The organism is Streptomyces radicis (assembly GCF_003626575.1).
GTDB classification, from domain to species: Bacteria; Actinomycetota; Actinomycetes; order Streptomycetales; family Streptomycetaceae; genus Streptomyces; species Streptomyces radicis.
Genome location: NZ_RBDY01000004.1, coordinates 404,508 through 424,625 on the forward strand (window position 1 = coordinate 404,508; position 20,118 = coordinate 424,625).

17 protein-coding genes and 1 pseudogene are annotated in these 20,118 nt (G+C 73.0%); 5 read left to right on the plus strand and 13 right to left on the minus strand.

From position 1 onward, the window contains the following. Nucleotides 1-142 precede the first annotated feature (142 nt). Both D7318_RS09320 and D7318_RS09325 read right to left on the minus strand, forming a co-directional pair. Nucleotides 143-1,327 (minus strand): ThuA domain-containing protein, encoded by a 1,185-nt coding sequence (locus D7318_RS09320; protein ID WP_408055462.1) that lies wholly within the window; start codon nucleotides 1,325-1,327, stop codon nucleotides 143-145. A gap of 600 nt (nucleotides 1,328-1,927) precedes the next feature. Continuing rightward, on the minus strand, nucleotides 1,928-3,163 hold the full coding sequence (locus tag D7318_RS09325; RefSeq protein WP_268987336.1) for a beta-ketoacyl-[acyl-carrier-protein] synthase family protein: 1,236 nt from the start codon (nucleotides 3,161-3,163) through the stop codon (nucleotides 1,928-1,930). Between the two features lie 238 nt (nucleotides 3,164-3,401). On the opposite strand from D7318_RS09325, the gene D7318_RS09330 reads away from it, so the two are divergent. After that, nucleotides 3,402-3,833, plus strand: coding sequence for a nitroreductase family deazaflavin-dependent oxidoreductase (locus D7318_RS09330; RefSeq protein WP_120696393.1), 432 nt, complete (start codon nucleotides 3,402-3,404; stop codon nucleotides 3,831-3,833). 99 nt (nucleotides 3,834-3,932) lie between these two features. On the opposite strand, the gene D7318_RS09335 is transcribed toward D7318_RS09330, so the two are convergent. Both D7318_RS09335 and D7318_RS09340 read right to left on the minus strand, forming a co-directional pair. Next, the gene (locus D7318_RS09335; RefSeq protein ID WP_120696394.1) at nucleotides 3,933-4,892 is read right to left on the minus strand and encodes a hypothetical protein; all 960 of its coding nucleotides are present in this window, start codon (nucleotides 4,890-4,892) and stop codon (nucleotides 3,933-3,935) included. 159 nt (nucleotides 4,893-5,051) lie between these two features. Next, entirely contained in the window at nucleotides 5,052-5,984 is a 933-nt protein-coding gene (locus tag D7318_RS09340; protein WP_120696395.1) for a hypothetical protein, read from the minus strand. Between the two features lie 154 nt (nucleotides 5,985-6,138). Between D7318_RS09340 and D7318_RS09345 the strand changes: the two genes are divergently transcribed. After that, nucleotides 6,139-8,922, plus strand: a complete 2,784-nt coding sequence (locus D7318_RS09345; RefSeq protein ID WP_120696396.1) for a tetratricopeptide repeat protein — start codon at nucleotides 6,139-6,141, stop codon at nucleotides 8,920-8,922. Nucleotides 8,923-8,938: 16 nt separating this feature from the next. Here the strand turns inward: D7318_RS09345 and lysA are convergent, their stop codons facing one another. The 5 genes from lysA to D7318_RS09370 form a co-directional block, all read right to left on the minus strand. Then, nucleotides 8,939-10,261 carry a diaminopimelate decarboxylase gene (gene lysA / locus D7318_RS09350; RefSeq protein ID WP_120696397.1) on the minus strand — a complete coding sequence of 441 codons (1,323 nt, stop codon included), beginning with the start codon at nucleotides 10,259-10,261 and terminating at the stop codon, nucleotides 8,939-8,941. 16 nt (nucleotides 10,262-10,277) lie between these two features. Further along, nucleotides 10,278-10,601, minus strand: coding sequence for an SAV_915 family protein (locus D7318_RS09355; protein ID WP_120696398.1), 324 nt, complete (start codon nucleotides 10,599-10,601; stop codon nucleotides 10,278-10,280). A gap of 168 nt (nucleotides 10,602-10,769) precedes the next feature. After that, a complete protein-coding gene (locus tag D7318_RS09360) occupies nucleotides 10,770-11,468 on the minus strand; it encodes a GNAT family N-acetyltransferase (RefSeq protein ID WP_120696399.1) in 699 nt (232 codons plus the stop codon). A 56-nt stretch (nucleotides 11,469-11,524) separates the two neighbouring features. Further along, entirely contained in the window at nucleotides 11,525-12,406 is an 882-nt protein-coding gene (locus D7318_RS09365; RefSeq protein ID WP_120696400.1) for an LLM class flavin-dependent oxidoreductase, read from the minus strand. Between the two features lie 30 nt (nucleotides 12,407-12,436). Beyond that, the gene (locus D7318_RS09370; RefSeq protein WP_120696401.1) at nucleotides 12,437-13,255 is read right to left on the minus strand and encodes an alpha/beta fold hydrolase; all 819 of its coding nucleotides are present in this window, start codon (nucleotides 13,253-13,255) and stop codon (nucleotides 12,437-12,439) included. Nucleotides 13,256-13,306: 51 nt separating this feature from the next. Here D7318_RS09370 and D7318_RS09375 point away from each other — a divergent pair. Beyond that, nucleotides 13,307-13,507 (plus strand): annotated as a pseudogene (locus D7318_RS09375) (VOC family protein); the annotation flags it as partial. 82 nt (nucleotides 13,508-13,589) lie between these two features. On the opposite strand, the gene D7318_RS09380 reads toward D7318_RS09375, so the two are convergent. From D7318_RS09380 to D7318_RS09390, 3 genes are all read right to left on the minus strand, one after another. Further along, nucleotides 13,590-14,261 carry a lytic polysaccharide monooxygenase auxiliary activity family 9 protein gene (locus tag D7318_RS09380; protein WP_120696402.1) on the minus strand — a complete coding sequence of 224 codons (672 nt, stop codon included), beginning with the start codon at nucleotides 14,259-14,261 and terminating at the stop codon, nucleotides 13,590-13,592. A 177-nt stretch (nucleotides 14,262-14,438) separates the two neighbouring features. Next, the gene (locus D7318_RS09385; RefSeq protein ID WP_120696403.1) at nucleotides 14,439-16,310 is read right to left on the minus strand and encodes a sialidase; all 1,872 of its coding nucleotides are present in this window, start codon (nucleotides 16,308-16,310) and stop codon (nucleotides 14,439-14,441) included. A 1,242-nt stretch (nucleotides 16,311-17,552) separates the two neighbouring features. Continuing rightward, complete coding sequence (locus tag D7318_RS09390; protein WP_120696404.1) at nucleotides 17,553-18,938, minus strand: EF-hand domain-containing protein; 1,386 nt, start codon at nucleotides 18,936-18,938, stop codon at nucleotides 17,553-17,555. Nucleotides 18,939-19,125: 187 nt separating this feature from the next. Between D7318_RS09390 and D7318_RS34765 the strand changes: the two genes are divergently transcribed. Beyond that, nucleotides 19,126-19,536, plus strand: a complete 411-nt coding sequence (locus D7318_RS34765) for a TetR/AcrR family transcriptional regulator (protein WP_230423554.1) — start codon at nucleotides 19,126-19,128, stop codon at nucleotides 19,534-19,536. Then, on the plus strand, nucleotides 19,419-19,823 hold the full coding sequence (locus tag D7318_RS34770; protein WP_230423574.1) for a WHG domain-containing protein: 405 nt from the start codon (nucleotides 19,419-19,421) through the stop codon (nucleotides 19,821-19,823). The genes D7318_RS34765 and D7318_RS34770 overlap by 118 nt, the downstream gene beginning before the upstream one ends. Here the strand turns inward: D7318_RS34770 and D7318_RS09400 are convergent. After that, the coding region (locus D7318_RS09400; protein WP_183091485.1) for a transposase at nucleotides 19,820-20,118 on the minus strand (299 nt) is incomplete at its 5' end. The two genes, D7318_RS34770 and D7318_RS09400, sit on opposite strands and share 4 nt — an antisense overlap.

Below are 20,118 nucleotides of genomic sequence, written 5' to 3' on the forward strand. Positions count from 1 at the left end.
TAGCGGCCCCCACGCAGACGTGATCTCAGTCACGCAGTCGTGCAGGACAAAGGGACAACATGCCTCGCTGCAGCGCGACACGACAGGGACTCTCGACCCTCGCGTAAAGCGACATGACCTGCATGGGACACGAGGTCTGCCGTCACAACGGCCCAGGGGGGTTGAGCGCCGCGTCGCGGGCCGCCGCGTCGGGGGCGGCGAAGCTGTAGACGCTGCCCGTGGTGCGGCTCGGGTCGGCGTCGCTCGCGTCGATCTGGATCTCATGGCCCGCGTCCACGGGCGCCCACGGATCGTCGCCCGGGTCGGGGAAGCCGATGAACACCCCGCCGTTGTCGTCGCCCGGCATCATCCAGTCGACCTTGAGCGAGTAGTCGGAGAACGGCGTGACCGGGTACCACAGCAGCCCCATGCCGCCGAACGACGTGAGCGTGCCGTCCTCCAGCGTGAACCCCCCTGGGCCCGCCTGCCGCCACGCGTCGAGGCTGGCCTGTGTGCCGTCGAACAGTGGCGTGTAGCCGCTCTCCGGACGGCAGTCGGCGGCCCGCGCGCCCGAGGCGATCCGGATCCCGCCGAGCAGCATCGTGGTGAACGCGGGGTCGGCGTAGGACTCGACGGTGTGCCCGAGCCCGGTGTACCAGGAGCGGCCGCCCCCGTAGTCGTGGCACCACGTGATGGGGTGGTCGCCGCCCATCGCGCCACCGGAGTAGGACGACTCGTCGAGGCTGGCCAACACCCCTACGTTCTCCCGGGGGTTGGCGCGGTAGTCGTACCACTCGTCGGTGCGGGTCCAGCGCTCGGGGAGGTGGGAGGTCGAGTCGTTGGAGCGGTCCTCCACGACGAGGGTGGCCTGCTGGGTCGCGGGGTGCGACGCGAACCACGCGCCGACAAGACTGCCGTACCAGGGCCAGTCGTACTCGGTGTCGGCCGCGGCGTGGATGCCGACATAGCCGCCGCCGTCCGCCATGTAGCCCTCGAACGCGGCCTGTTGGGCGTCGTCGAGGACATCGCCCGTGGTGGAGAGCCAGACGACGGCCTGGTAGCGGGCGAGGTTGTCGGGGGTGAACGCGCCCGCGTCCTCGGTGGCGGTGACGGTGAACCCGTTGTCGGCGCCCAGCCGTTCGATGGCGGCGATCCCGGCGGGGATGGCGTCGTGCCGGTATCCGGCGGTCTTGGAGAACACCAGGACATCGGTCAGCGGCGCGGCCACGGGCGCGGGCGCCTCGGTGGTGGCGCGCTCGGGAACGTGGGCCTGGGCGGTGAGCGCGCCCGTCAGGGCGAGCAACGAGCCCATCACGGCAGCGGAGAGCCTTCGGAGTTTCCTGTGCACGTGCGTCCTCCGTGAGTCAACGGGGGCTGTTCATCCGGCAGTTGCACAGGCGCGCGCCGTCGCGCCACGGGTGGGGCGGCGCCGGGGGCGGAGAGGGGGACCGGGGCCCGGCCGCCGATCGGTACACCACCGAAGGTAGCGACGATCGCCCCCGCGCGGAACCACTTCGGCGGAATCCGGGCCGACTTCATCTCCCGACCGGACAAAGTGCCGCGGCGGACGCGGCGTACACCTGGCCCGCCCGGGGGGACCGAGAAGCGGGTGGCTGGGAGAGCGCTCTCCACTGGTGGCGGTTCGCCGCGGGGCGGAGAGCGCTCTCCCAAGCCCGATGATCCCCGCTCCGGTGGGCCCGTGGCGACGCGCACGCCGCCCGGGAGAGCGCTCTCCCCTCAGGTGTGCTGGAGAGCGCTCTCCCAAGGGTGCGCGCACCCGCAAAGGCGCACGACATGGAGGCCGCCAACGACCGTGCCCAGCCACCGCGTTCGGCGAACGGCCCTCATCACCGAGACACACCGTCACCGCACCCCACAACACAGGCCGCACCACAACGGCTCAGCCGCGCAGCGCACCCGCACCACAACGGCTCAGCCGCGCAGCGCACTAGCCTCGCGTGAGTACGAGTACCGCGTTCTGGCCGCCGAAGCCGAACGCGTTCGAGACCGCCGCCTCGACCGGGGCCGGGCGGGGGCGGTGGCCCGTGACGACGTCGAGCGCGAGTGCCGGGTCCTGGGCGCGGAGGTTGGCGGTGGGCGGGATCTCCTGGCGTTCGAGCGCGAGCACCGTGAGCGCCGCGCCGATCGCGCCCGCCGCGCCGAGGCAGTGGCCGAGCGCGCCCTTGGGCGCGGTGACCGGCGGCGGCGCGCCGTCGAACGCCCGCAGCAGCGCCAGCGCCTCGGCCGCGTCCCCCGCCGGGGTCGACGTGCCGTGCGCGGTGATCTGGCCGATGTCGCGCGGGGCGCATCCGGCGTCGGACAGGGCGGCGCGCAGCGCACGTTCCGCGCCCGCGCCCTCGGGGTCGGGCGCCACCGGGTGGTGCGCGTCGCTTGTGGCCGCGTAGCCGCGCAGGAGCGCGCGAGCCTGCGCGCCCCGGCGCAGGGCGTGGTCCTGGCGCTCCAGCACGAGCGCCGCGGCGCCCTCGGCGAGCACGAAGCCGTCGCGTTCGACGTCGAAAGGGCGGGCGGCGGCCTCGGGTTCGGCGGTGCGGCGGGACAGGGCGCCCATCCGGGCGAAGCACGTGGCCGTCATGCGCGCCCGCCCCGACTCGCTGCCGCCCGCCACCGCGATGTCGCACGCCCCGGCGAGCAGCAGGTCGCGGGCCACGCCGATCGCCGTCGCCCCCGACGCGCACGCGCTGGCCACCGTGAACCCGGGGCCGCGGGCGTTGAGGTCGATCGCCACTGTTCCGGCGACCATGTTGGGGACGCTGCGTGGCAGCGCCATCGGCGAGACCGCGGCAGGGCGCCCCGCGGCGAGCCTGGCGAACTCCTCGGCGTAGGTCTCCAGACTGTTGCTGCCGACGCCCAGGATCACCGCGACCCGTTCACCCGACCACGTGGCCGGGTCGAGCTTGGCGTCGGCGACCGCGCCCCTGGCGGCCGCGAGGGCCAGATGGGCGAAGCGGTCGAGGCGCCGGGCGGTCACCCGCCCGTGCGCGGCGACGGCGTCGAACCCCTCGACCCGGCACGAGATGTCCACCGGCAGCCCGGCGAGCACGGGATCCCTGCGCGCCAGGCTCCTGCCGCGGCACAGCCCCGTCCAGGTCTCCTCGGGAGTGTTCCCCGCCGGGGTGAGCATGCCGATGCCGGTCACGGCGACCGGGTGTGCGGAGGGTGGCACAAGGGCTCCTTCCGTGGCGCCGACAGCCGTTCGAGGCGTCGTCATCCCTGGTGGTGGTGTGCTCACGTAGCGTAAGAGCGGGCTCGGGAGGCGGCCACCGGAGACACGGCTTTGCGTCCGCCCCCGCACCCCGGGCCGAGGCCCCCCGGGGAGCGGGGGCGGGCGGCGGAATGGGGGCCGCGCCGGGCGCGTTCACCCGGATCGACAGCACCGCACACCGAGAACGAGGAGGCGCCCCATGGCAGACGCCCAGGTCCACGACAGCCCGACCGAGTGGGTCAAGGAACACATCCGCGTCTATGTGGAGTCCGGCGGCCGCGAGGGCCATCTGTGGCGCGGGACCCCCACGCTGCTGCTCACCACCAAGGGCCGCAGGTCAGGGCTGCTGCGCAGGACCGCGCTCATCTACGGCCGCGACGGCGACGCGTATGTGGTCGTCGGCTCGCAGGGCGGCAAGCCCGCCCACCCCTCCTGGTACCTGAACCTGGAGGCCGAGCCGCGGGTCGAGGTGCAGGTCGGCGCCGAGGCGTTCACGGCGACGGCCCGCACGGCGACGGCGGAGGAGCGCGCCCGCCTGTGGCCGCTGATGGCGGACATCTGGCCCGACTACGACGCCTACCAGAAGAAGACCACCCGCGAGATCCCGGTCGTCATCCTCGAGCGCTCCTGAGCGCCGCCCCCGAGAAGGGGAAACGGCGCGGACCGCTCGTCCGCGCCGTCAACCTTCCTGTCCACTCCTCCTTGTTTACTCGTTTACTCGTTTACTCGTTTACTCCCTGCCCTCGAACTCCGTCGCCGTGATCCTGGCGAGTGGCCCGTTGTCGGCCCAGCAGGGCGCGTCCCAGCGGAGGACTCCGGTGCCGCCCGCGCCCGCGTCGCAGTAGGACGCCGCCGAGACCGGGTCGAGGAACGCCGCGTCCGCCTCGATGTCGATGCCCGCGTAGGGCGCGCCTGGGAACGTCTGGGCGCCGACGTTCAGCGCGTCGTACGGGCAGCCCTGGGCGGTGGCGAAGCACGCGGTGCCGGTGCCGATGGGCTCGGCGCCGTAGCTGCTGGTGTCGAACGCCACCGTCCAGATGATCTCGTCGGGCAGGAGCAGGGTGCCGCCGAAGTCGAAGACGACGGGGTGGGCGATGCCGTCGTTGCACGTCCCGGTCGTCGCGTCGTACCACCGCCCCGCGTCAACTCCGGTGCACTTGACGGGGTTGGCGGAGGGGCGGTACGGGATGGTGGCGACGTCGGTCTGGCTGGCGAGCAGCGTGCCGGGCACGGGGGTGGGGCCCGAGTTGTCGACCTCGTAGACGTTGATCGTGATCGGGTGGTCGAACGTCACGTCGGGCGAGGAGAAGCAGTCGGTGGTGTTCCAGCGGCCCGCCTCGCAGGCCCAGCTGGAGAGCACGACCTCGATGGACTTCAGCTTGCGGTTCCCCTCGGACCCGAAGCCCACCTCGTCACCGAACTCGCTCGTGCCGGTCGCCTGATAGCCGAGCGACGCCACGTGCGGGGGAAGCTCCTCGGGGATCGAGTCGTAGATCACCTCCGTCCTGGGGGCGGGCTGGGGCAGGTCGCCCGAGGGGACGGAGTGGATCGGCCGGTCCCCGCCGGGTTGCGCGAGCACGGTGCCCGCCCCCGGGAGGACGGCGGCCGAGGCCGCGGCGATCAGGACGGCGGCTCGGCCGAGAAGACGTCTCGACCCACCGTTCCCTGCGGTGTTCCTACGCGTGCGCACACTTGCTCCCGTCGGGCGATCCTTCTGGACATGATCAGAACGGATGCTAAATCGCCGCGGAAGCCATCAGAGGCACCCACACCCCCCTGACCACCCGAACGGAACAATCGGGACCGTTCAACGCCTCACCCGGGCGGGGCCGAAGCAGCGGCCCGGCGTTCAGGCGCCGTCGCCGTGCCCATGGTCGCCCGTGGTCACCGTGAACTCCGCGGTGCGCACGACTCCTTCGTGCTGGAAGTCGAGAAAGAGGCGGTAGGTCCCGGCACTTGGCGCCCGCGTGTGGAACGTGATGTCCGGGCCGCCCGCCAACTCGCCCGGGTGGGCGTGGAGATACGCGAGGTCGCCCGAGCGCAGCACGACCAAGTGGCCATCGGCGCCGAGGTAGGGCTCGATATCGGTGACCGGCCGCCCTTCCCTGCTGACGGAGAGGGTCAGCTCGCTCTCCTCGCCCTCGTTCAACGCGCCGTCCAGGGTGACGGTGTATCCGTCGACGGTCGCGGTGTGCGCGGGCTCGGGCAGCGGCTCGGGCGCGTACTCGCCCGCGACGGCCACGTCGGCGCCCAGCGTCAGCCCGCCGTCCGCGTCGCCCGCGGGCTCGAAGTCGGCGAAGACCCGGTAGGTGCCCCCGGCCGGGAACGTCAGCGGAACGCTCCAGGTGCCGTCCTCGCCGAGCGTCGGGTGGACGTGCTGGAACCCCGAGAGGTCGCGGCGGACCACGATCAGGTGCATGTCCTTCTCATGGCTCGTGTCGTACGCCGTCAGCGGCTCGCCCTCGGGTCCGAGGACGCGGAAGCGGAAGTCGGTCTCCTCGCCCGCGGGCAGGGCCTCGGCGGGCGGGGCCAGGGTGTAGCCGCGCTCGGAGACCTGGAGCCCGCCGGGGGCCTCGGCCGCGGCCTGCTCGCCATGACCGTCGCCGTGCGCCTCCCCGTTCCCGTCGTCGTTCCCCTCGTCGGGGGCGTGGTCCGCGGCGTGGGCGGCGGGCTCGGGCTCGTCCTCGGTCACCGGGTCGACGACGCGGCCGAGGCCGAACGCCGCGCCGAAGGCCAGGACGATCCCGGCCCCGAAGGCGCCCACTCTGGTCGCGGTGTTCATGGCTGCCTCTCCCTCGTTCCGTGTTCCGTTCCGGGCGTTCACCCAATACCCCCCGAGGGTATAAGTCAAGTCCAAACGCATACCCCGGCCGGGTATAGGCGCGGCTGGCGCGCGGGTCCCGTGGAGGCGGCGCATTGGGTAGCGTGGTGCGCCCATGGCCGGGGAGGGGGACGGGCAGTTGGCGGAGCGGCGGCTGACACGGCAGGAGCTGATCCGGCGCCGGAGGCGCGACGGATTCGTGGGGCGGCAGGGCGAGTTAGAAGCGTTCCGGGGCAATCTGGCGCGCGATCCCTCGGACCCCGGCTTCCAGTTCCTGTACCGCGTCAGGGGCAACGGCGGCGTCGGCAAGACCTCGCTCGTGCGGCAGTGGGAGCACATGGCGCGCGAACGCGGCGCCCTCACCGCCCTGGTGGCCGACGAGACGCGGGGCCCGATCGAGGCCATGGCGGCGATCAGCGACCAACTCAAGCGTGCCGGAAGCCCGTTGAGGTCGTTCGACAAGCGGCTCGCCGAGTACCGGCAGCGGCTCCACGAGGCGGAACGCGGCCAGCCCACCGAGCCACCGCCCGGCGACCCGGGCGCCGTGCCGTCACCGTCGGCGGGCAGCGTGGTCGCGACCCAGGCCGCCCTGGTCGGCCTCGGCGCGCTCCCCGGGATCGGCGCACTCGCCGGGGCGCTCGACCCCACGAGCGTGGCGCTGGGCACCGACCGGATGCGCTCCGCACTCGCCGGGCGGCTGCGCGGGCACGACGACGTGCGGCTCGTGCTCGACCCGCTCGCCGCGCTGACCCCCGTCTTCCTGGCCGACCTCGCGGCCGTCGCCCGCGAACACAGCCTGCTCGTCCTCTTCTTCGACGTCTACGAGCGCGTCGGCCCGACGCTCGACGCATGGCTGCGCACGGTCGTCTACGAGGAGACCCTGGGCACCCTCGAGCCCAATGTCGCCATGGTCATCTCCGGGCAGGGCAGGCCCGACAGCGGCCACTGGCGCGACTGGGCGGACCTGGCGGCCGAGGTGCCGCTCGACGTCTTCACCGACGAGGAGGCCCGCGCGCTGCTCACCGCGCGCGGCGTGACCGACGAGCCCACGGTGGAGCTGATCCTGCGGCTCTCCGGGCGCCTGCCCGTGCTGCTCGACATGCTCGCCCAGCCCCACCCCTCGTCGCCCGGCGAGGTCGCCGATCCGACCGAGACGGCCGTGGGGCGATTCCTCACGTGGGTCACCGACCCCGACCGCCGCGCGGCGGCCCTGGACTGCGCGCTGCCGCTCCAGCTCGACGAGGACGTCTACCGCGCCGTGGCCAGCGAGGCGGCGGCCGACCACTACGACTGGCTGCGCGCCCTGCCGTTCGTGGAGCACCGCGAGGGCCGCTTCCGCTACCACGAGACCGTGCGCGCCCTGATGCTGCGCCACCAGCGCACCCACTCCCCGGGCCACTGGAGGGCCCAACACACCGCGCTGGCCGAGGCGTTCGCGGCCCGGCGCGCGGCAGCGTTCCCCGAGGGCGACGACTGGTCCCGCTCCCACTGGCGCGAGCTGCGCGGCCATGAGGCCTACCACCGCCTGTGCGCGGACCCGGACGCGGCGCTCGCGGGCGCCCTCGCCGAGGCCGTCCACGCGGCCGACAGGAGCGCGGCGGCGCTGCGCCGCTGGGCCGACCTGCTGCGCCGAGCGGGCGACGACGCCGAACGCTCCCTGCTGACCATGTGGGCCGACCGGCTGACCTGCGAGGACGACCCGGCCGAGGTGATCGCCGCCCTCACCCACCTCATCGCGGCCCCCGGCCTCGCCCCGCCGGTGCGGGCCCTGGCCCATGTCGTCCGCGCTCAGCACCACCGTTGGGTCGACGCCCTCGAACAGGCCATCGCCGACTGCTCGGTGGCCATCCGCCTCGACCCCGCGCAGCACTGGGCCTGGGGAAACCGCGCCGCCGCCCTGGCCGGGCTCGGCCGCCCCGAGGAGGCGCTCGAGGACGCCGACGAGGCGGCTCGGCTCGCGCCCCACTCCCTAAACCTCACCCTGCGCGCCCGGATCCTCTTCATCCTGGAACGCCACGAGGAGGCGATCGCCGCCTGGGACCGCGTCACCGAGGTCGACCCCGACGACGCCGAGGCCCCGCTGTGGCGGGCCTTGTCCCTGTGGCACCTCGGCCGTTACGAGGAGGCGCTGACCGGCTTCGACCGGGCACTCGCGCTCGCCCCCGACAACGCCCGGGCGTTGAGCCTGCGCGCCTATGTCCACGAGAAGTTGGGGCGGCTCGACAAGGCGCACGCCGACCACGACCGGGCGGCCGAGCTTGACCCGAGCGACGCGGAAGTCCTGGGCACTCGGGCCTCGTTCCTCTGGCGGATCGACGACCTCGACGGGGCGCTCGCCGTCTACGACCGAGCCGTCGAGGCCGACCCCGACGAGGCGTCGCTGCTTGCGGATCGTGGCCATCTCCGCCTTGAACGCGGGGAGTTCGACGAGGCCGTGGCCGACTACGACCGGGCGCTCGCGCTCGCCCCCGACGACTGGGCATACGCCGGGCGGGGCGAGGCACGGCTCATGCTCGGCCGGTACGAGGAGGCGCTTGCCGACCTCGCGGAGGCCGTTGAACGGGAGCCGCGCAACGCCTGGGCGCATGGCCTGCGGGGCATCGCCCACCGGCTGGCCGGGCGCCCGGGGGCCGACGAACACACCCGCGCCGCACGGGAGATCCTGTTCGAGGCCCTGGCGGGCGGCGAGAACGACGCCGCCCTCGGCAACCTCTTCCTGCTGGCCTGTGCCGCCTCGGAGTGGGCCGACGCCGCCGGATATCTGGACCGCTTCCTCGCCACCGAGCCCGACCCGTCTCACGCGAGCCATGTCCTCGAACTTCTCGGCGGGCTCGGCCGGTTGCTCTCCCTCGACGCCGCCCGCCTCGACCCGCTGGCCCGCCGCCTCGAAGGAGCATGACCCCCTTGCCGCCCGACTACAGCCCGATGTCGCGGTGGCGCAGGTCGGCCAGGGACTCGCGGCGGACCAGCAGGCGGGCATGGCCCCCGGCGACCGCGACCACGGGCGGGCGCCCGATCAGGTTGTAACTCGCCGCCATCGACAGGTGATACGCGCCCGCCACCGGCATGGCGAGCAGGTCGCCGGGGCGGATGTCGCACGGCAGCGGCGCCTCGGGCACCAGCACATCGCCCGCCTCGCAGTGCCGCCCCACCACGGTCACCAGCCGCTCCCGCGCCGTGGAACGGCGCCCGATCAACCGAGGCTCGTACCGCACCCCGTACAGCGCGGGCCTCGGATTGTCGGACATGCCGCCGTCGACGGCGACGAACGTCCGCGAGCCGGTCCGTTTCACCGAGAGCACCCGGTAGATCACCACCCCCGCGGGGCCGACGATCGCCCGCCCCGGCTCGACGGCCAGGCGTGGAACGGCAAGACCGTTGGCGGCGCAGCCCGCGCGCAGCTCCTCCCTGATCCGTCGGGCCAGGGCCACCCGGTCGAGCGCCTCGTCGCCGGTCCGGTAGGCGACGCCGTGGCCGCCGCCGACGTTCAGCTCGGGCAGCGTCACCCCGTGCCGGTCACGCACGCGGGCGAGCAGCCCGACCAGGCGGCGCACCGCGAGCAGATAGGGCTTGACGCTGGTGATCTGTGAGCCCAAGTGGCAGTGCAGGCCGATGAGTTCGAGCTCGGGCTGGGCGAGGACGCGACCGATGGCGTGCTGCACCGAGCCATCCGCGAGCGACATCCCGAACTGCTGGTCATCGGTGCCGGTGCGCACCTTCTCGTGGCTGCCAGCGGCCACCCCTGGGACCACGCGGACCAGCACCTTCTGCCGTGCGCCCGTGGGCACATGGGTGGCGAGGCGCGGGATCTCCGCGGCGTTGTCGATGACGATGCGGCCCACGCCGAGGCGCAGGGCGGCGCGCAGGTCGTCCGGGCTCTTGGCGTTGCCGTGCAGGATCATCCGCTCGGTCGGGAAGCCCGCGACGACGGCGAGCTCGAGCTCGCCAGCCGAGCAGACGTCGAGGCCGAGCCGCTCCTCGTCGAGCCAGCGCAGCAGGGCGCGGCACAGGAACGCCTTCGCGGCGTAGTAGACATCGGCGTCGGGCAGCGCCTCGCGATACGCGCGGGCGCGCCCGCGCACCTCCGCCTCGTCGAGAACATAGGTGGGGGTGCCGTAGTGCTCGGCGATCTCGGTGAGGCCGACGCCGCCCACCATGAGGCTGGCCTCTTCATACCGCGCCGAATCCGGCCAGACGGAGAGGTCGCCGTGCCGGGCCACCGGCTGTTCGGTGATCATGAGGGGTCTCTCCTCATCACGCCGCGACGGCGGTGCGGGGCTCGTCGCGCACGGCGGGCGCCGAGAGCTGGGGGTCGATGGTGAGGCGGCGCACGCCGAGGGGCGCGACCAGCGCGCGCAGCGCGTCCTCGCCCAGCGTCGCCCAACGCTGCCAAGGGCCGAGGGCGGCGGTCAGGCGCTCGGCGCTGGTGAACGCCGCGACGGTGCGCTCGCCCAGCGGCGTGCGGAAGGTACGGACGGTGGAGAAGCCCGAGGGACCGGGCCTGACGGGCACGTAGTAGGGCCAGGCGTGGGCCCCATGATCGGCGGGCTCGTCGTCGTTCACGTCCAGGTCGTTCATATCGAGGCTCCCTGCTCGACGGTCGACGGGCCGCCGGTTTCGGCGGCCCGTGCGGTCAAGCTTCACCGGGTACGCCCGGAATGAGCCGGTCGATGACACGTCCTTGACGGCGGACGCGCCACCGTTGACGCCGCCCTCACGCCGGGTCGCGCGCGGGGCGCGCGCCCCTCAGGCAGGGCGCTCCCCGCCGTTGCGCGCCGGGCGCCACATCGGCTGGAGCACGGGGCCGCCGTCCGGCAGCGGGATCGGGTCGCCCAGCGGGTCGAAGCCATGGCGCGCGTACAGGGCGCGGTTGCGCGGGGAGCTGGCCTCCAGATACGCCGCGCGCCCCTCCCCGTCCGCCCGGTCGAGCCCGTGCCGCAGCAGCGCGCCGCCCAGGCCGCGCCCGCGCTGGTGCGGAACGACCGCCATCTGCGCCAGGTACCAGTGCGGCTCGTCCGCCGGGTGGCGCGCCGCGACCAGCTCGCCCACCGTCGCCAGGCGCGCCAGCCCCTCGCTCCCGTACACCGCGGCGAGCGACGCCGCGCCCTCGCCGCCCTCGCCGCCCTCGCCGCCGTTGTCGCCCTCCTCGTCCGCCGCCGCCGCATCCGGCTCCTGGCCGCCGTCCACCCACTGCCACAGCGCCAGGCCCGCGACCGCGCCGCCGTCGCCCGCGACCAGCAGCAGCGCGCCACCGCGCCGCGCGCCGTCCAGCCAACGCGCCGTGTCCACACGGGCGTCGGTGGCGCGCCGCCTGCGCGCCGCCTCGTCGGGGGTGACCCAGCGGCTCACCTCCTCGTCCACCGCGGCCTCCCCCAGCGCGACCGCCGCCGCGTCCAGATCGTCCGCCTCAGCCACCCAGACCTCGCCCACGGCATGAATTCCCATGTCTGATGAGACGCGAGTGACGGCCGGGACGTTGAGCGCGCCGCCGGGTCGGCCCGTCACAGCCGCTCGGCCAGCGTCAGCACCAGGTCCGCCTGGCGTTCGGGGTGGAGCCCTGAGCGCCCGAGGGCGAAGTGCACCTCGTCCACGCCCTCGGCCGCCGCCCACTCCAGGTCGGAGAGCGCGGCGTCGATGAACGACCCCGGGTAATCCCTGGCGAGCGGCGTCACCACGGAGCCCGTGCCGCCCGCGTCGCGGTACCAGCGGATGGGCTCGCGCGCCCTTGCCCAGTCGTCGACCACGAGGATCACGCCGTCGGCGAGGCGCGCGGCCCGTTCGACCGTGGGGCGGGTCAACGCGCCGAGCAGGACCGGCACGCGCTCGCCCCACGGCTTCGGGCCGACCAGCGACGCGGGGATCCGGTAGCGCTCGCCCGCGAACTCCACCGGGTCGGGGCCCCAGCACGCCCGCATGGCCGCGATGTGCTCGACGAACCCCGCCCCGCGCCGCCCGCGCGGCACCCCGGCCGCCTCGAACTCCTCGGCCAGGCCGAACCCCGTCTCCGGCGTGCCGCCCCCGCCCTGCCCAAGGCCCGCGTCGAGGCGGCCCCGCGACAGCCGGTCCAGCGTGGCCAGGCGTCTGGCCAGCACGATCGGCGGCTGGAAGATGGCGTTGACGACCGCCGTGAGGAGCCGCACGCGCAACGTGTGCGCCGCCGCCCACGTCAGCACCTCGAGCGGCTCCCACACATGCGGGGCGGGCAGCCCCGCCCCGTTCGCCCCGTTCGCCCCGTCGGAACGCGTGGGCAGCAGCAACCGCTCGGTCACCGACACACTGTGGAAACCTGCCTCTTCAACGGCCGCCGCGACCGTCACCACCCCCTCGGGACCCGCGTCGGGCCCGAAGGTGGGAAGCCCGAAGCCGATGCGTGGAACGCTCATGCCCTTGGGGACCTGGCGCGCCCGCCGAACTCATCGGTCGACGGGCACCCCGGCGAGGAAGTCGAGCACCAGCGGCGTCGCCACGTCCGCGAACTCCTCGAAGTACGCGTGCCGCGCCCCCGGGATCAACTCGAGCCGCGCGCCCGGGATTCGACCGGCGAGCAGCGGCGCGTTGGCCGTCGGGTTGAGCAGGTCGTCGGTGCCGTGCACGACGAGCGTCGGCGCGCTGATCGACGGCAGGACGTTCCACGCGTCGTGCCGGTTGCTCGCCCCCAGGTGGCGGCGGCGGGCGAACGGCGGCATCCCCGGGTCGCCGACCGTGGTGAAAGGGCCCCGGTGCGACGCCAGCCACTCCGGCGTGTACATGAGCGCGAGCAACGCCCTCAACACCGCCCGCGGATCCGCCGCGCCCAGCGACGCCCTGACGTCGTCGCCGCGCTCCACCGCGAGGCGGCCGCCCGGCGACGTGCAGCCGAGCACCAGCCCGCGCACCCGCTCCGGATGCCGCGCGGCCAGCCACTGCGCGATGCGCCCGCCCATCGACGTGCCGTAGACATGGGCCCGTTCAACGCCGACGGCATCCAGCACCGCGAGCGCGTCCTCGGCCATCTCCTCGGTGCGGTAAGGCCGATCGGGCTTGTCACTCGCCCCGGTCCCCCGGTGGTCCACGGTGATGGTGCGATACGCGCCCTCGAACCCGCCCCGCACCGGATCCCACCACCGATGGCTGTTGGACTGCCCACTCAGCAGCAGCAACGGCGGTCCCTCGCCCGCCACTTGATACGCGATACGGGTCCCGTCGGGCGCGGTGGCGAAGGCGGAGGCCCGACCGTCGAAAGGCTGAGACACCCCCCGACCCTGCCACACACCCCTGGCCGGGAGCACACCCGTCGAGGGGACACGCTGATGACCGGCGACAGGACCGCCCCGGTCGCGCCCGACATGAGCGTCGAGGTGGATGACGTCGACGCGGCCTACGCGGCCATGCGGGAAAGCGGCGCCGAGATCGTGCACCCCTTGCGGGACGAGGAGTGGGGCGTGCGCCGGTTCTTCGTCCACGACCCCAACGGCCGGGTGGTCAACGTGCTCAGCCACCGCTGACACGAGCCCCGCCGGACGCGTGGGTGTCCGGCGGGGCCCTGGGGCGGTGCGGCTCAGTGGCGTTCGTCCGGTGCCTGGTGGCTCAGAACGTCACGTCGCTGCACAGGTAGTACACCTGGTCCATGTGGCTGGCCTGCCAGACCGTGTACACGATGTGGTCACCGCTGCGGCCCGAGACGCTCACGGGGATGTTGTACGTCGTCGCGGGGCCGTAGCGGCCGGTCTCCTCGACCAGCTCCAGGTTGCTCCAACTCAGCGGCTGCGTATTGGGGTTGAAGCCCTGCCTGGTCACATAGACCTGGAAGTAGTCGGCGCCGTGGCTCGCCTGGTCGTCCAGGCGGATGGTGAAGTTGCCGCCCACCTGGGTCTTCTTCCAGTTGCCCACCGTGTCGAGGGAGTTGTAGCGGCCCCCCTCGGTGCGGCCACCGCTGCACAGCTGGCCGTTGGGAACCTGGCCCTGGTGGTTCCCGCCGACGTTGTTGCGGTAGAGGCCGTTCCAGTTCCACATGGCGTTGGGGTTGTCCTGCCATGCCTGGTAGCACATCGGGTCTTCCTGAGCCATGCCCGGGTTCAGGTGGTCGCTGCCCCAGCGCTGCCAGCAGCCGTAGTTGCGGGAGGCGGGGTCGACGACCGAGCCGTGGGCGGAGGCGGTCCCGCCGCTCCACGGGGTGAGGACGAGCAGCGCCGCGGACAGGGCGGCCAGCAGGGCGCGGACGGCCCAGCGAGGTGACGCGGCGTTGACGTGAAGATGCATCGTTGCGGTCTCCGTATTCCGGCAGTGGGGACTTCCGGGATGGGAGCGCTCCCATATTACCGTGGCATTACCCCATGACACAGCGCCGAAACGTGTGCGCCATCAACGGGTCGGAAAACGTCCGCCCGCTCGGCGGCGGTGGGCGACGCGCGCCCACCGCCGCCAACCCGCCGCCGTCTACGGGTGGTTGACCCAATACTGCACCTGGGTGGCCGTATTGGCCGTGCCGCCGCTCTCGTTGATCACCCGGTTGATCGTGCCGACGCCGCCGAGGGAGACCGCGACCAGGTGGTGGAAGCGGACGCCCGCGTTGTCGGGCACCTCGAAGCCGCGCGACGCGGTGACAGCGGGGTTGACATTGAAGAAGCAGTAGGCGCCGACTCCCCACGCCTCGTGGGATGTCACCGAGTCCGCCACCTTGTACGACGCCCAGCCGAGGCTGCCGCCGCCGCTCGATCCCCACGCGGCCTGGTCCGGCGGGTCGTAGGGCATCTCGTTCTGGAAGAAGTACGTGCGGCCGCCGTTGCCGTTCCAGATGAGGTTGTACTCCTGGTAGTGCTCGACGAAGAGGCCGTACATCGTGACGTTGTCGCCGTTGACGATCACGCCGTTGCGGCCCGTGCTGACCGTCCAGCCCCAGGTGCCGGAGTTGCCGTGGTCGGCGCGCCAGACCCAGAGGTGGTCGCCGATGACGTCGTTGCTGTTGACGGTGAGGCTGACGGTGGCGCGGCCGACGTGCGAGCCGCCGACGCGGAAGAACATGTCGTGCAGCGACACGGGGTTGTCCGCGTGGCTCGCGGACGCGCCCTCGGGTCCAACTTCCAGCAGGGTGGGCGAGTTGACCGAGCCCGCGTCGATCAGCAGCCCCGCGAGCCGCACCCCGTCCACGTCGGCGACGCGGATGGCGGGCTGGCCGGTGTCGGGAACGAGCGTGGCCAGACCCAGGCCCAGCAGAACGGTGTCGGGGTTGTCGACCTCGATCGCCCCGTCCAGGTGGTGCACGCCGGGCGTGAACAGCAGGTGCTGACCCGCCCGGAGCGCGGCGTTGATCTCCGCGACCGGGTCGCCGGGGTGCACGATCGTGAACTCGCTCAGCGAGATCGACTCCCCCGCGGGCTGGCCGCCGCCCCAGCTGACGCCGACGGCGTTGCGGCGCAGCGCGGGCACGAACACGCTGTACGCGCCCGAGCCTTCGACATACAGGAACGGCTTCTCGCGGATCACCGGCGTCTCGCCGACCACGGTGTGCGAGGGGTTGGGGAAGTTGTCGCCGGGAACGCCGCGGGAGCCGACGAACACCATGTTCCACACGGAGCCGCTCCAGGCGCCGAGTTCGCTGTTGCGGGTGAGCCACTGCTGCTGCGAGCCGGACTCCACGAACCCGTCAACTCGTGTGTCGGCCAGCAGGCCGCCGCTGGCCCAGCCGTCGTAGCCGTTCCACAACTGCGCGCCGATTCCCCGCAGATGCATGCGGCGGTAGGGCGCGGCCTGGGAGACGGCCCAACGTTCGATCTCGCCCGACGGCACGGTGACGGAGAAGTTCTCGGCGCAGCGCCAGAAGTTCTGGGTGGCGTTGCCGAGGTTGTCGGGGTTGTCACCCTGCTGGAGCCAGTCGGCCTCGACGCGGCAGTGGCCGTTGACGTTGACGTCGTCGGGGTGAAGGCCGAGGCCCAGGATCTGAGTGTAGAAGCGGAGGTTGATGTCGAGGTCGTAGCTTCCCGGGCGCAGCAGGACGGCGTGGCGCTCGGTGCCGAACTGGTTGGTGTGCATCTGCGCGGAGATGGCGTCGAGGCGGCTCTGCATCTCGGCCTGGCTCAACCCCGGGTCGAACACCAGGACGTTGGGCCCGAAGTCCGGGTCGAACGGGTCTGCCGCGGCCCTCGGCAGGGACCGGCCCCGCCCCCTCGGCGTGGGGGCGGCGCCGGCCTGACCGGCCGCGGCGACACCGAGCAACGGCGCGGCGGCGAGCGCGGCCGCACCGAGCCCGGTCACGGCCCGACGTGACAGGGCGGGCGGCGTCGGCGGCTTCTCTTCCATGGCTGGGCACATGGGGTCTCCTGTGGGACGGATGGGTGGGGGTGACGCGCGGCTCAACTGAGAGAGCGCTCTCTCGTCCCGGCGCCGAGTGTGTTGCCGCAGGTGGGCGCTGTCAAGGAGAGGCGGGGAGTCCCGGAACAAGTTTCCCTGCGGGGCTTCGCCGTTGGGGTGCGGGTGGGTGTGGGGGTGCGGCGTTGTGGGGGTGCGGTGGGGAGGGGTGGTTCTTGCCGTCGGCGGGGGTCTTGCTTCTTTGGGGTGGGGTGGGGGCGGCTGCCGGGGGCTGCTGCTGCGGGGTGCCTTGTGCAGCGGCTGCCGAGGGTCCGGGGGTTCTTGCCGTCGGCCGGGGGTCTTGCTTCTTTGGGGTTGGGGTGGGGGCGGCTGCCGGGGCTGCTGCTGCGGGGTGCCGTGTGAGGCGGCTGCCGAGGATCCGGTGGTTCTTGCCGTCGGCGGGGGGTCTTGCTTCTTTGGGGTGACCTGTGAGGCGGCTGCCGAGGGTCCGGTGGTTCTTGCCGTCGGCCGGAGTCCTGTCTTCTGGAGTGCGGGTCACCGATGGGCACCTACGGGAGGGGGGCGTCGGGTGAGCGGCCGTCCCGGTAACCGGCAGGTGTCGTTGTGGGCGGGGGCCGTTCGCCAGCCGGGCGCGGCCGCTGACTGTTTGCGGGTGGCCGACTTCTGCGTGGTCGGCTGGGGTGGCGCGCACCCTTCGGGCCTGCCCTGGCCGCCGCTCTCGTCGTTCACCGCACGCACGTTGAGCTTATGGAGCGGGCCGGTCCGGGGCCGGGGCGCGCCTCGTTCAGCGGGCCCGCCGGGCTTTATGTCCCGCTTACGCGGGGACGGGACCTCTTCTGAAACAGGGCACACTTTGTGTTGAACAGAACGTGCCCCGTTTCAGAAGAGCACCCGCCCCGGCATAAGCTGCGGATAAGCACCGGCGCGCTACATAAGCTCGTCGGACATCAAGAATGAAAACGCTTCGGGCGGCCAGGGCAGGCCCGAAGGGTGCGCGCCACCGCAACCGACCACCGGGAAAACGGCCGCCAACTACCGTCGCGGCCACGCCCGTTCGGCGAACGGTCCCAACCAGCGACGAGACCGACCGTTTACCGAGACGGCCGCACACCCGACGCCCCCTCCCCCGTAGGTGCCAGCCCTGACCCGCACCCACCACAACACCCGACACTCGGCAGACGGCGAACGGGAGGACGTCCAGCCCGTAGCCGCCGTCGCAGCCGCTCGCAGAGCAGGTGCAACCCCCTATGCCCGCCCGAACATTCGCGCTCCCGGCACCGAATCCCCCACCCCGGTGAAATAGCCCGTGAACGCCAGGACAAACTCCTCCTCCGTGATCCGCCCATCGCCGTCGACATCCAACTCGCGGAATCCATCGTTGAGTTCGGCCGGATGCACCCGCGTTCCGCCGAAGAGGGCGCGGTATTCGTCCGCGCACAGGTGGCCGCCGCCGTCCGCGTCCGCCGCGCGGAACATCGCGCGCACCGCGACGTGCAGCCCCTTCGTGAGGTACTCGGGGTCGCGGTCGACCCCGGCCAACGTGGCGGCCACGAACTCCGCGCGGGTGATGCGCCCGTCCCCGTCGGCGTCCATCGTGGCGCTCATCTGCCGCCACCACGTGTCGAACGCCGCGTGGACCTCGCTCTCGCGCTCGGCGCTCAACTCCAGTGGCCAGCACACGTTATGGGCCATCGCCCGCAGGTCGGCGACGCCGATGCGCCCGTCGCCCGTCTGGTCGATGACCTGCCGGAAGAACGCGTCGAGCCGCGCGGGGCGCGTGTCGCGCACCCGTGCGCGGGCGCGGCGGTGCCGGGGGGCGTGGCGGACGGCGGGGCCGTCGGCGCCCGGCGGAACGCGGTAACGCCACCGGTCCGGCAGCCGCGTCATGACGTGCCGCGCCCCGCGGTGGGCCGCCCACGACAGCGCGGCGGCGCGGCGCCCGCGCCCGATCCCGAAGCGTTCGCGGAAGGCGGGCGGCAGATCGGCCACGGTCAACGTCGCCACCGTCCACGCGGTGAGCGCGCGCAGCACCGGCCACGCGGGCCCCAGGCGCCCGAGCCGCCCGGGGCGCGGCGCCTCGCGCAGGATGCCGTACAGCAGGTGGCGGACCTCGGGCCCGTCCTCGAGGCGTTCGCGGATGGTGCGCTCGACATACCCGGGCACATCGGCAGCGGTCGGCGGCCACAGGCCGTCCGGCAGCCCGAACTCGGCGACCGTGGCGCGGAACTCCCCGTAGAGCACGTCGAGTTCGGCGGGGGTGAACGGCCTGCCCGACAGCTGGCGCAGCGCGGTCATCGCCTCGTAGAGCGTCACGAGCACCCACACGCGCACCTCGGGCGCCTCCGCCGAGTACGCGCGGCCGGAGGCGTCGGTGCCGTGGATGCGCCGGTGCGCGCGGTCGAGGCGCGCGACCTCGCGCCGCAACGAGTCCAGGTCGGCGAAGAACAGCCGCCGCCCGCTGTCCATCGTGTGCTGGACGCGGCGCCACGGGTGGGCGCGGTAGGTGGACCAGTCGCTCATGCCCGCGGCGACGGCGGGGTGCGCGACCTGGAGCACGAGGAGCCGCCAGGCGACCAGCGCGATGCGCCGCTCTCCGAGGGTGCGCCGCAACAATGAATCGGGATAGGTCATGAACGCCTCCCAGGGTGTGGCCGCGGCGCCAGGAAGGATCCGCGGCGCGCAGCCACACCCAACCGCGCCGCCGAAGGGCGGGGTGGCGCGATCGCCCCCAAACCACTCGTTCGGGCGAACAGCCCTTCGGGACAAGGGTGTTGAGCCCGCCCCTTCAGTCCGGCGGTGCGAAGCCGTCGGGGGCGTCATGAGCCGCCGGGAGCGGCTGCGGGCGGAGACGACCCGGGAGATCAAGGCCATCGCGCTGCGGCAGCTGGCCGATGCGGGGCCAGGGGCGATCTCGTTGCGCGGCATCGCGCGCGAGATGGGCATGACCGCGCGCGCGATCTACAGCTACTTCCCGACCAGGGACGATCTGATCACCGAGCTGATCAGCGGGATCGCCGCCTCGCTCGCCGAGGCGCTGGAGAGCGCGAGCAACGCCGTGCCGGAGAACGACCCGGGCGGCAGACTCCTGGCGTGGGGCGGTGCGTTGAGGGAGTGGGCGCTCCAACACCCCGAGAGCTTCCGGCTGTTCTACGGCCACCCCGTCCCGGCTACCGGCCGCCCGAGGACGGCCCCGTGGACCGCACGGCGCGCCGCGTGTGCCGTGAGCTGACCCGCCTCGTGGCCGCCGCGTGGCCCCAGGCCCGCCGCCACCAGCCGGAAGACATGGCGTGGTCCGACCTCAACCCCGGCTATGTCGCCAAGATCCGGGCCGATCTCCCGGATGTGCCCCCGGCCGCCGCGGCGCTCGCCCTGCGCGTGTGGGGGCGGATGCACGGGCTTGTGGCGTTGGAGATCGACGGTCACATCCATCCGGTCGCCGGGAACCCCGCCGCCCTGCACCGCGCCGAAATGCTGGATCTGGTCCGGTCGTTGGGGCTGGAGCGGGCCGCGCCCTAGTGTCCTGAGTCAGGAATTCTGTTCAGATAGCTGGCGAGGCGTTCGAGGATCTCGTCTGCGCTCTTCGTCCAGACATAGGGCTTCGGGTCGGTGTTCCAGGCGGCGATCCAGTTACGGATGTCTTTCTCCAGGGCCTGGACGGACCTGTGAACGCCACGCCGTATCTGTTTGTTGGTCAGTTCGGCGAACCATCGCTCGACAAGGTTCAGCCAGGACGAGCCGGTCGGTGTGAAGTGCAGGTGGAACCGGGGGTGGGCCAGCAGCCACTTCTTGATCGCGGGGGTCTTGTGGGTGG

What these genes read in the sequence shown, in the direction of transcription:
- D7318_RS09330 (WP_120696393.1), top strand. Translation starts at nt 3,402, where the DNA reads ATGGCAGACGCCCAGGTCCACGACAGCCCGACCGAGTGGGTCAAGGAA.
- D7318_RS09340 (WP_120696395.1), bottom strand. Translation starts at nt 5,984, where the DNA reads ATGAACACCGCGACCAGAGTGGGCGCCTTCGGGGCCGGGATCGTCCTG.
- D7318_RS09345 (WP_120696396.1), top strand. Translation starts at nt 6,139, where the DNA reads ATGGCCGGGGAGGGGGACGGGCAGTTGGCGGAGCGGCGGCTGACACGG.
- lysA (WP_120696397.1), bottom strand. Translation starts at nt 10,261, where the DNA reads ATGATCACCGAACAGCCGGTGGCCCGGCACGGCGACCTCTCCGTCTGG.
- D7318_RS09355 (WP_120696398.1), bottom strand. Translation starts at nt 10,601, where the DNA reads ATGAACGACCTGGACGTGAACGACGACGAGCCCGCCGATCATGGGGCC.
- D7318_RS09360 (WP_120696399.1), bottom strand. Translation starts at nt 11,468, where the DNA reads ATGGGAATTCATGCCGTGGGCGAGGTCTGGGTGGCTGAGGCGGACGAT.
- D7318_RS09365 (WP_120696400.1), bottom strand. Translation starts at nt 12,406, where the DNA reads ATGAGCGTTCCACGCATCGGCTTCGGGCTTCCCACCTTCGGGCCCGAC.
- D7318_RS09380 (WP_120696402.1), bottom strand. Translation starts at nt 14,261, where the DNA reads ATGCATCTTCACGTCAACGCCGCGTCACCTCGCTGGGCCGTCCGCGCC.
- D7318_RS09385 (WP_120696403.1), bottom strand. Translation starts at nt 16,310, where the DNA reads ATGTGCCCAGCCATGGAAGAGAAGCCGCCGACGCCGCCCGCCCTGTCA.
- D7318_RS09390 (WP_120696404.1), bottom strand. Translation starts at nt 18,938, where the DNA reads ATGACCTATCCCGATTCATTGTTGCGGCGCACCCTCGGAGAGCGGCGC.
- D7318_RS34765 (WP_230423554.1), top strand. Translation starts at nt 19,126, where the DNA reads ATGAGCCGCCGGGAGCGGCTGCGGGCGGAGACGACCCGGGAGATCAAG.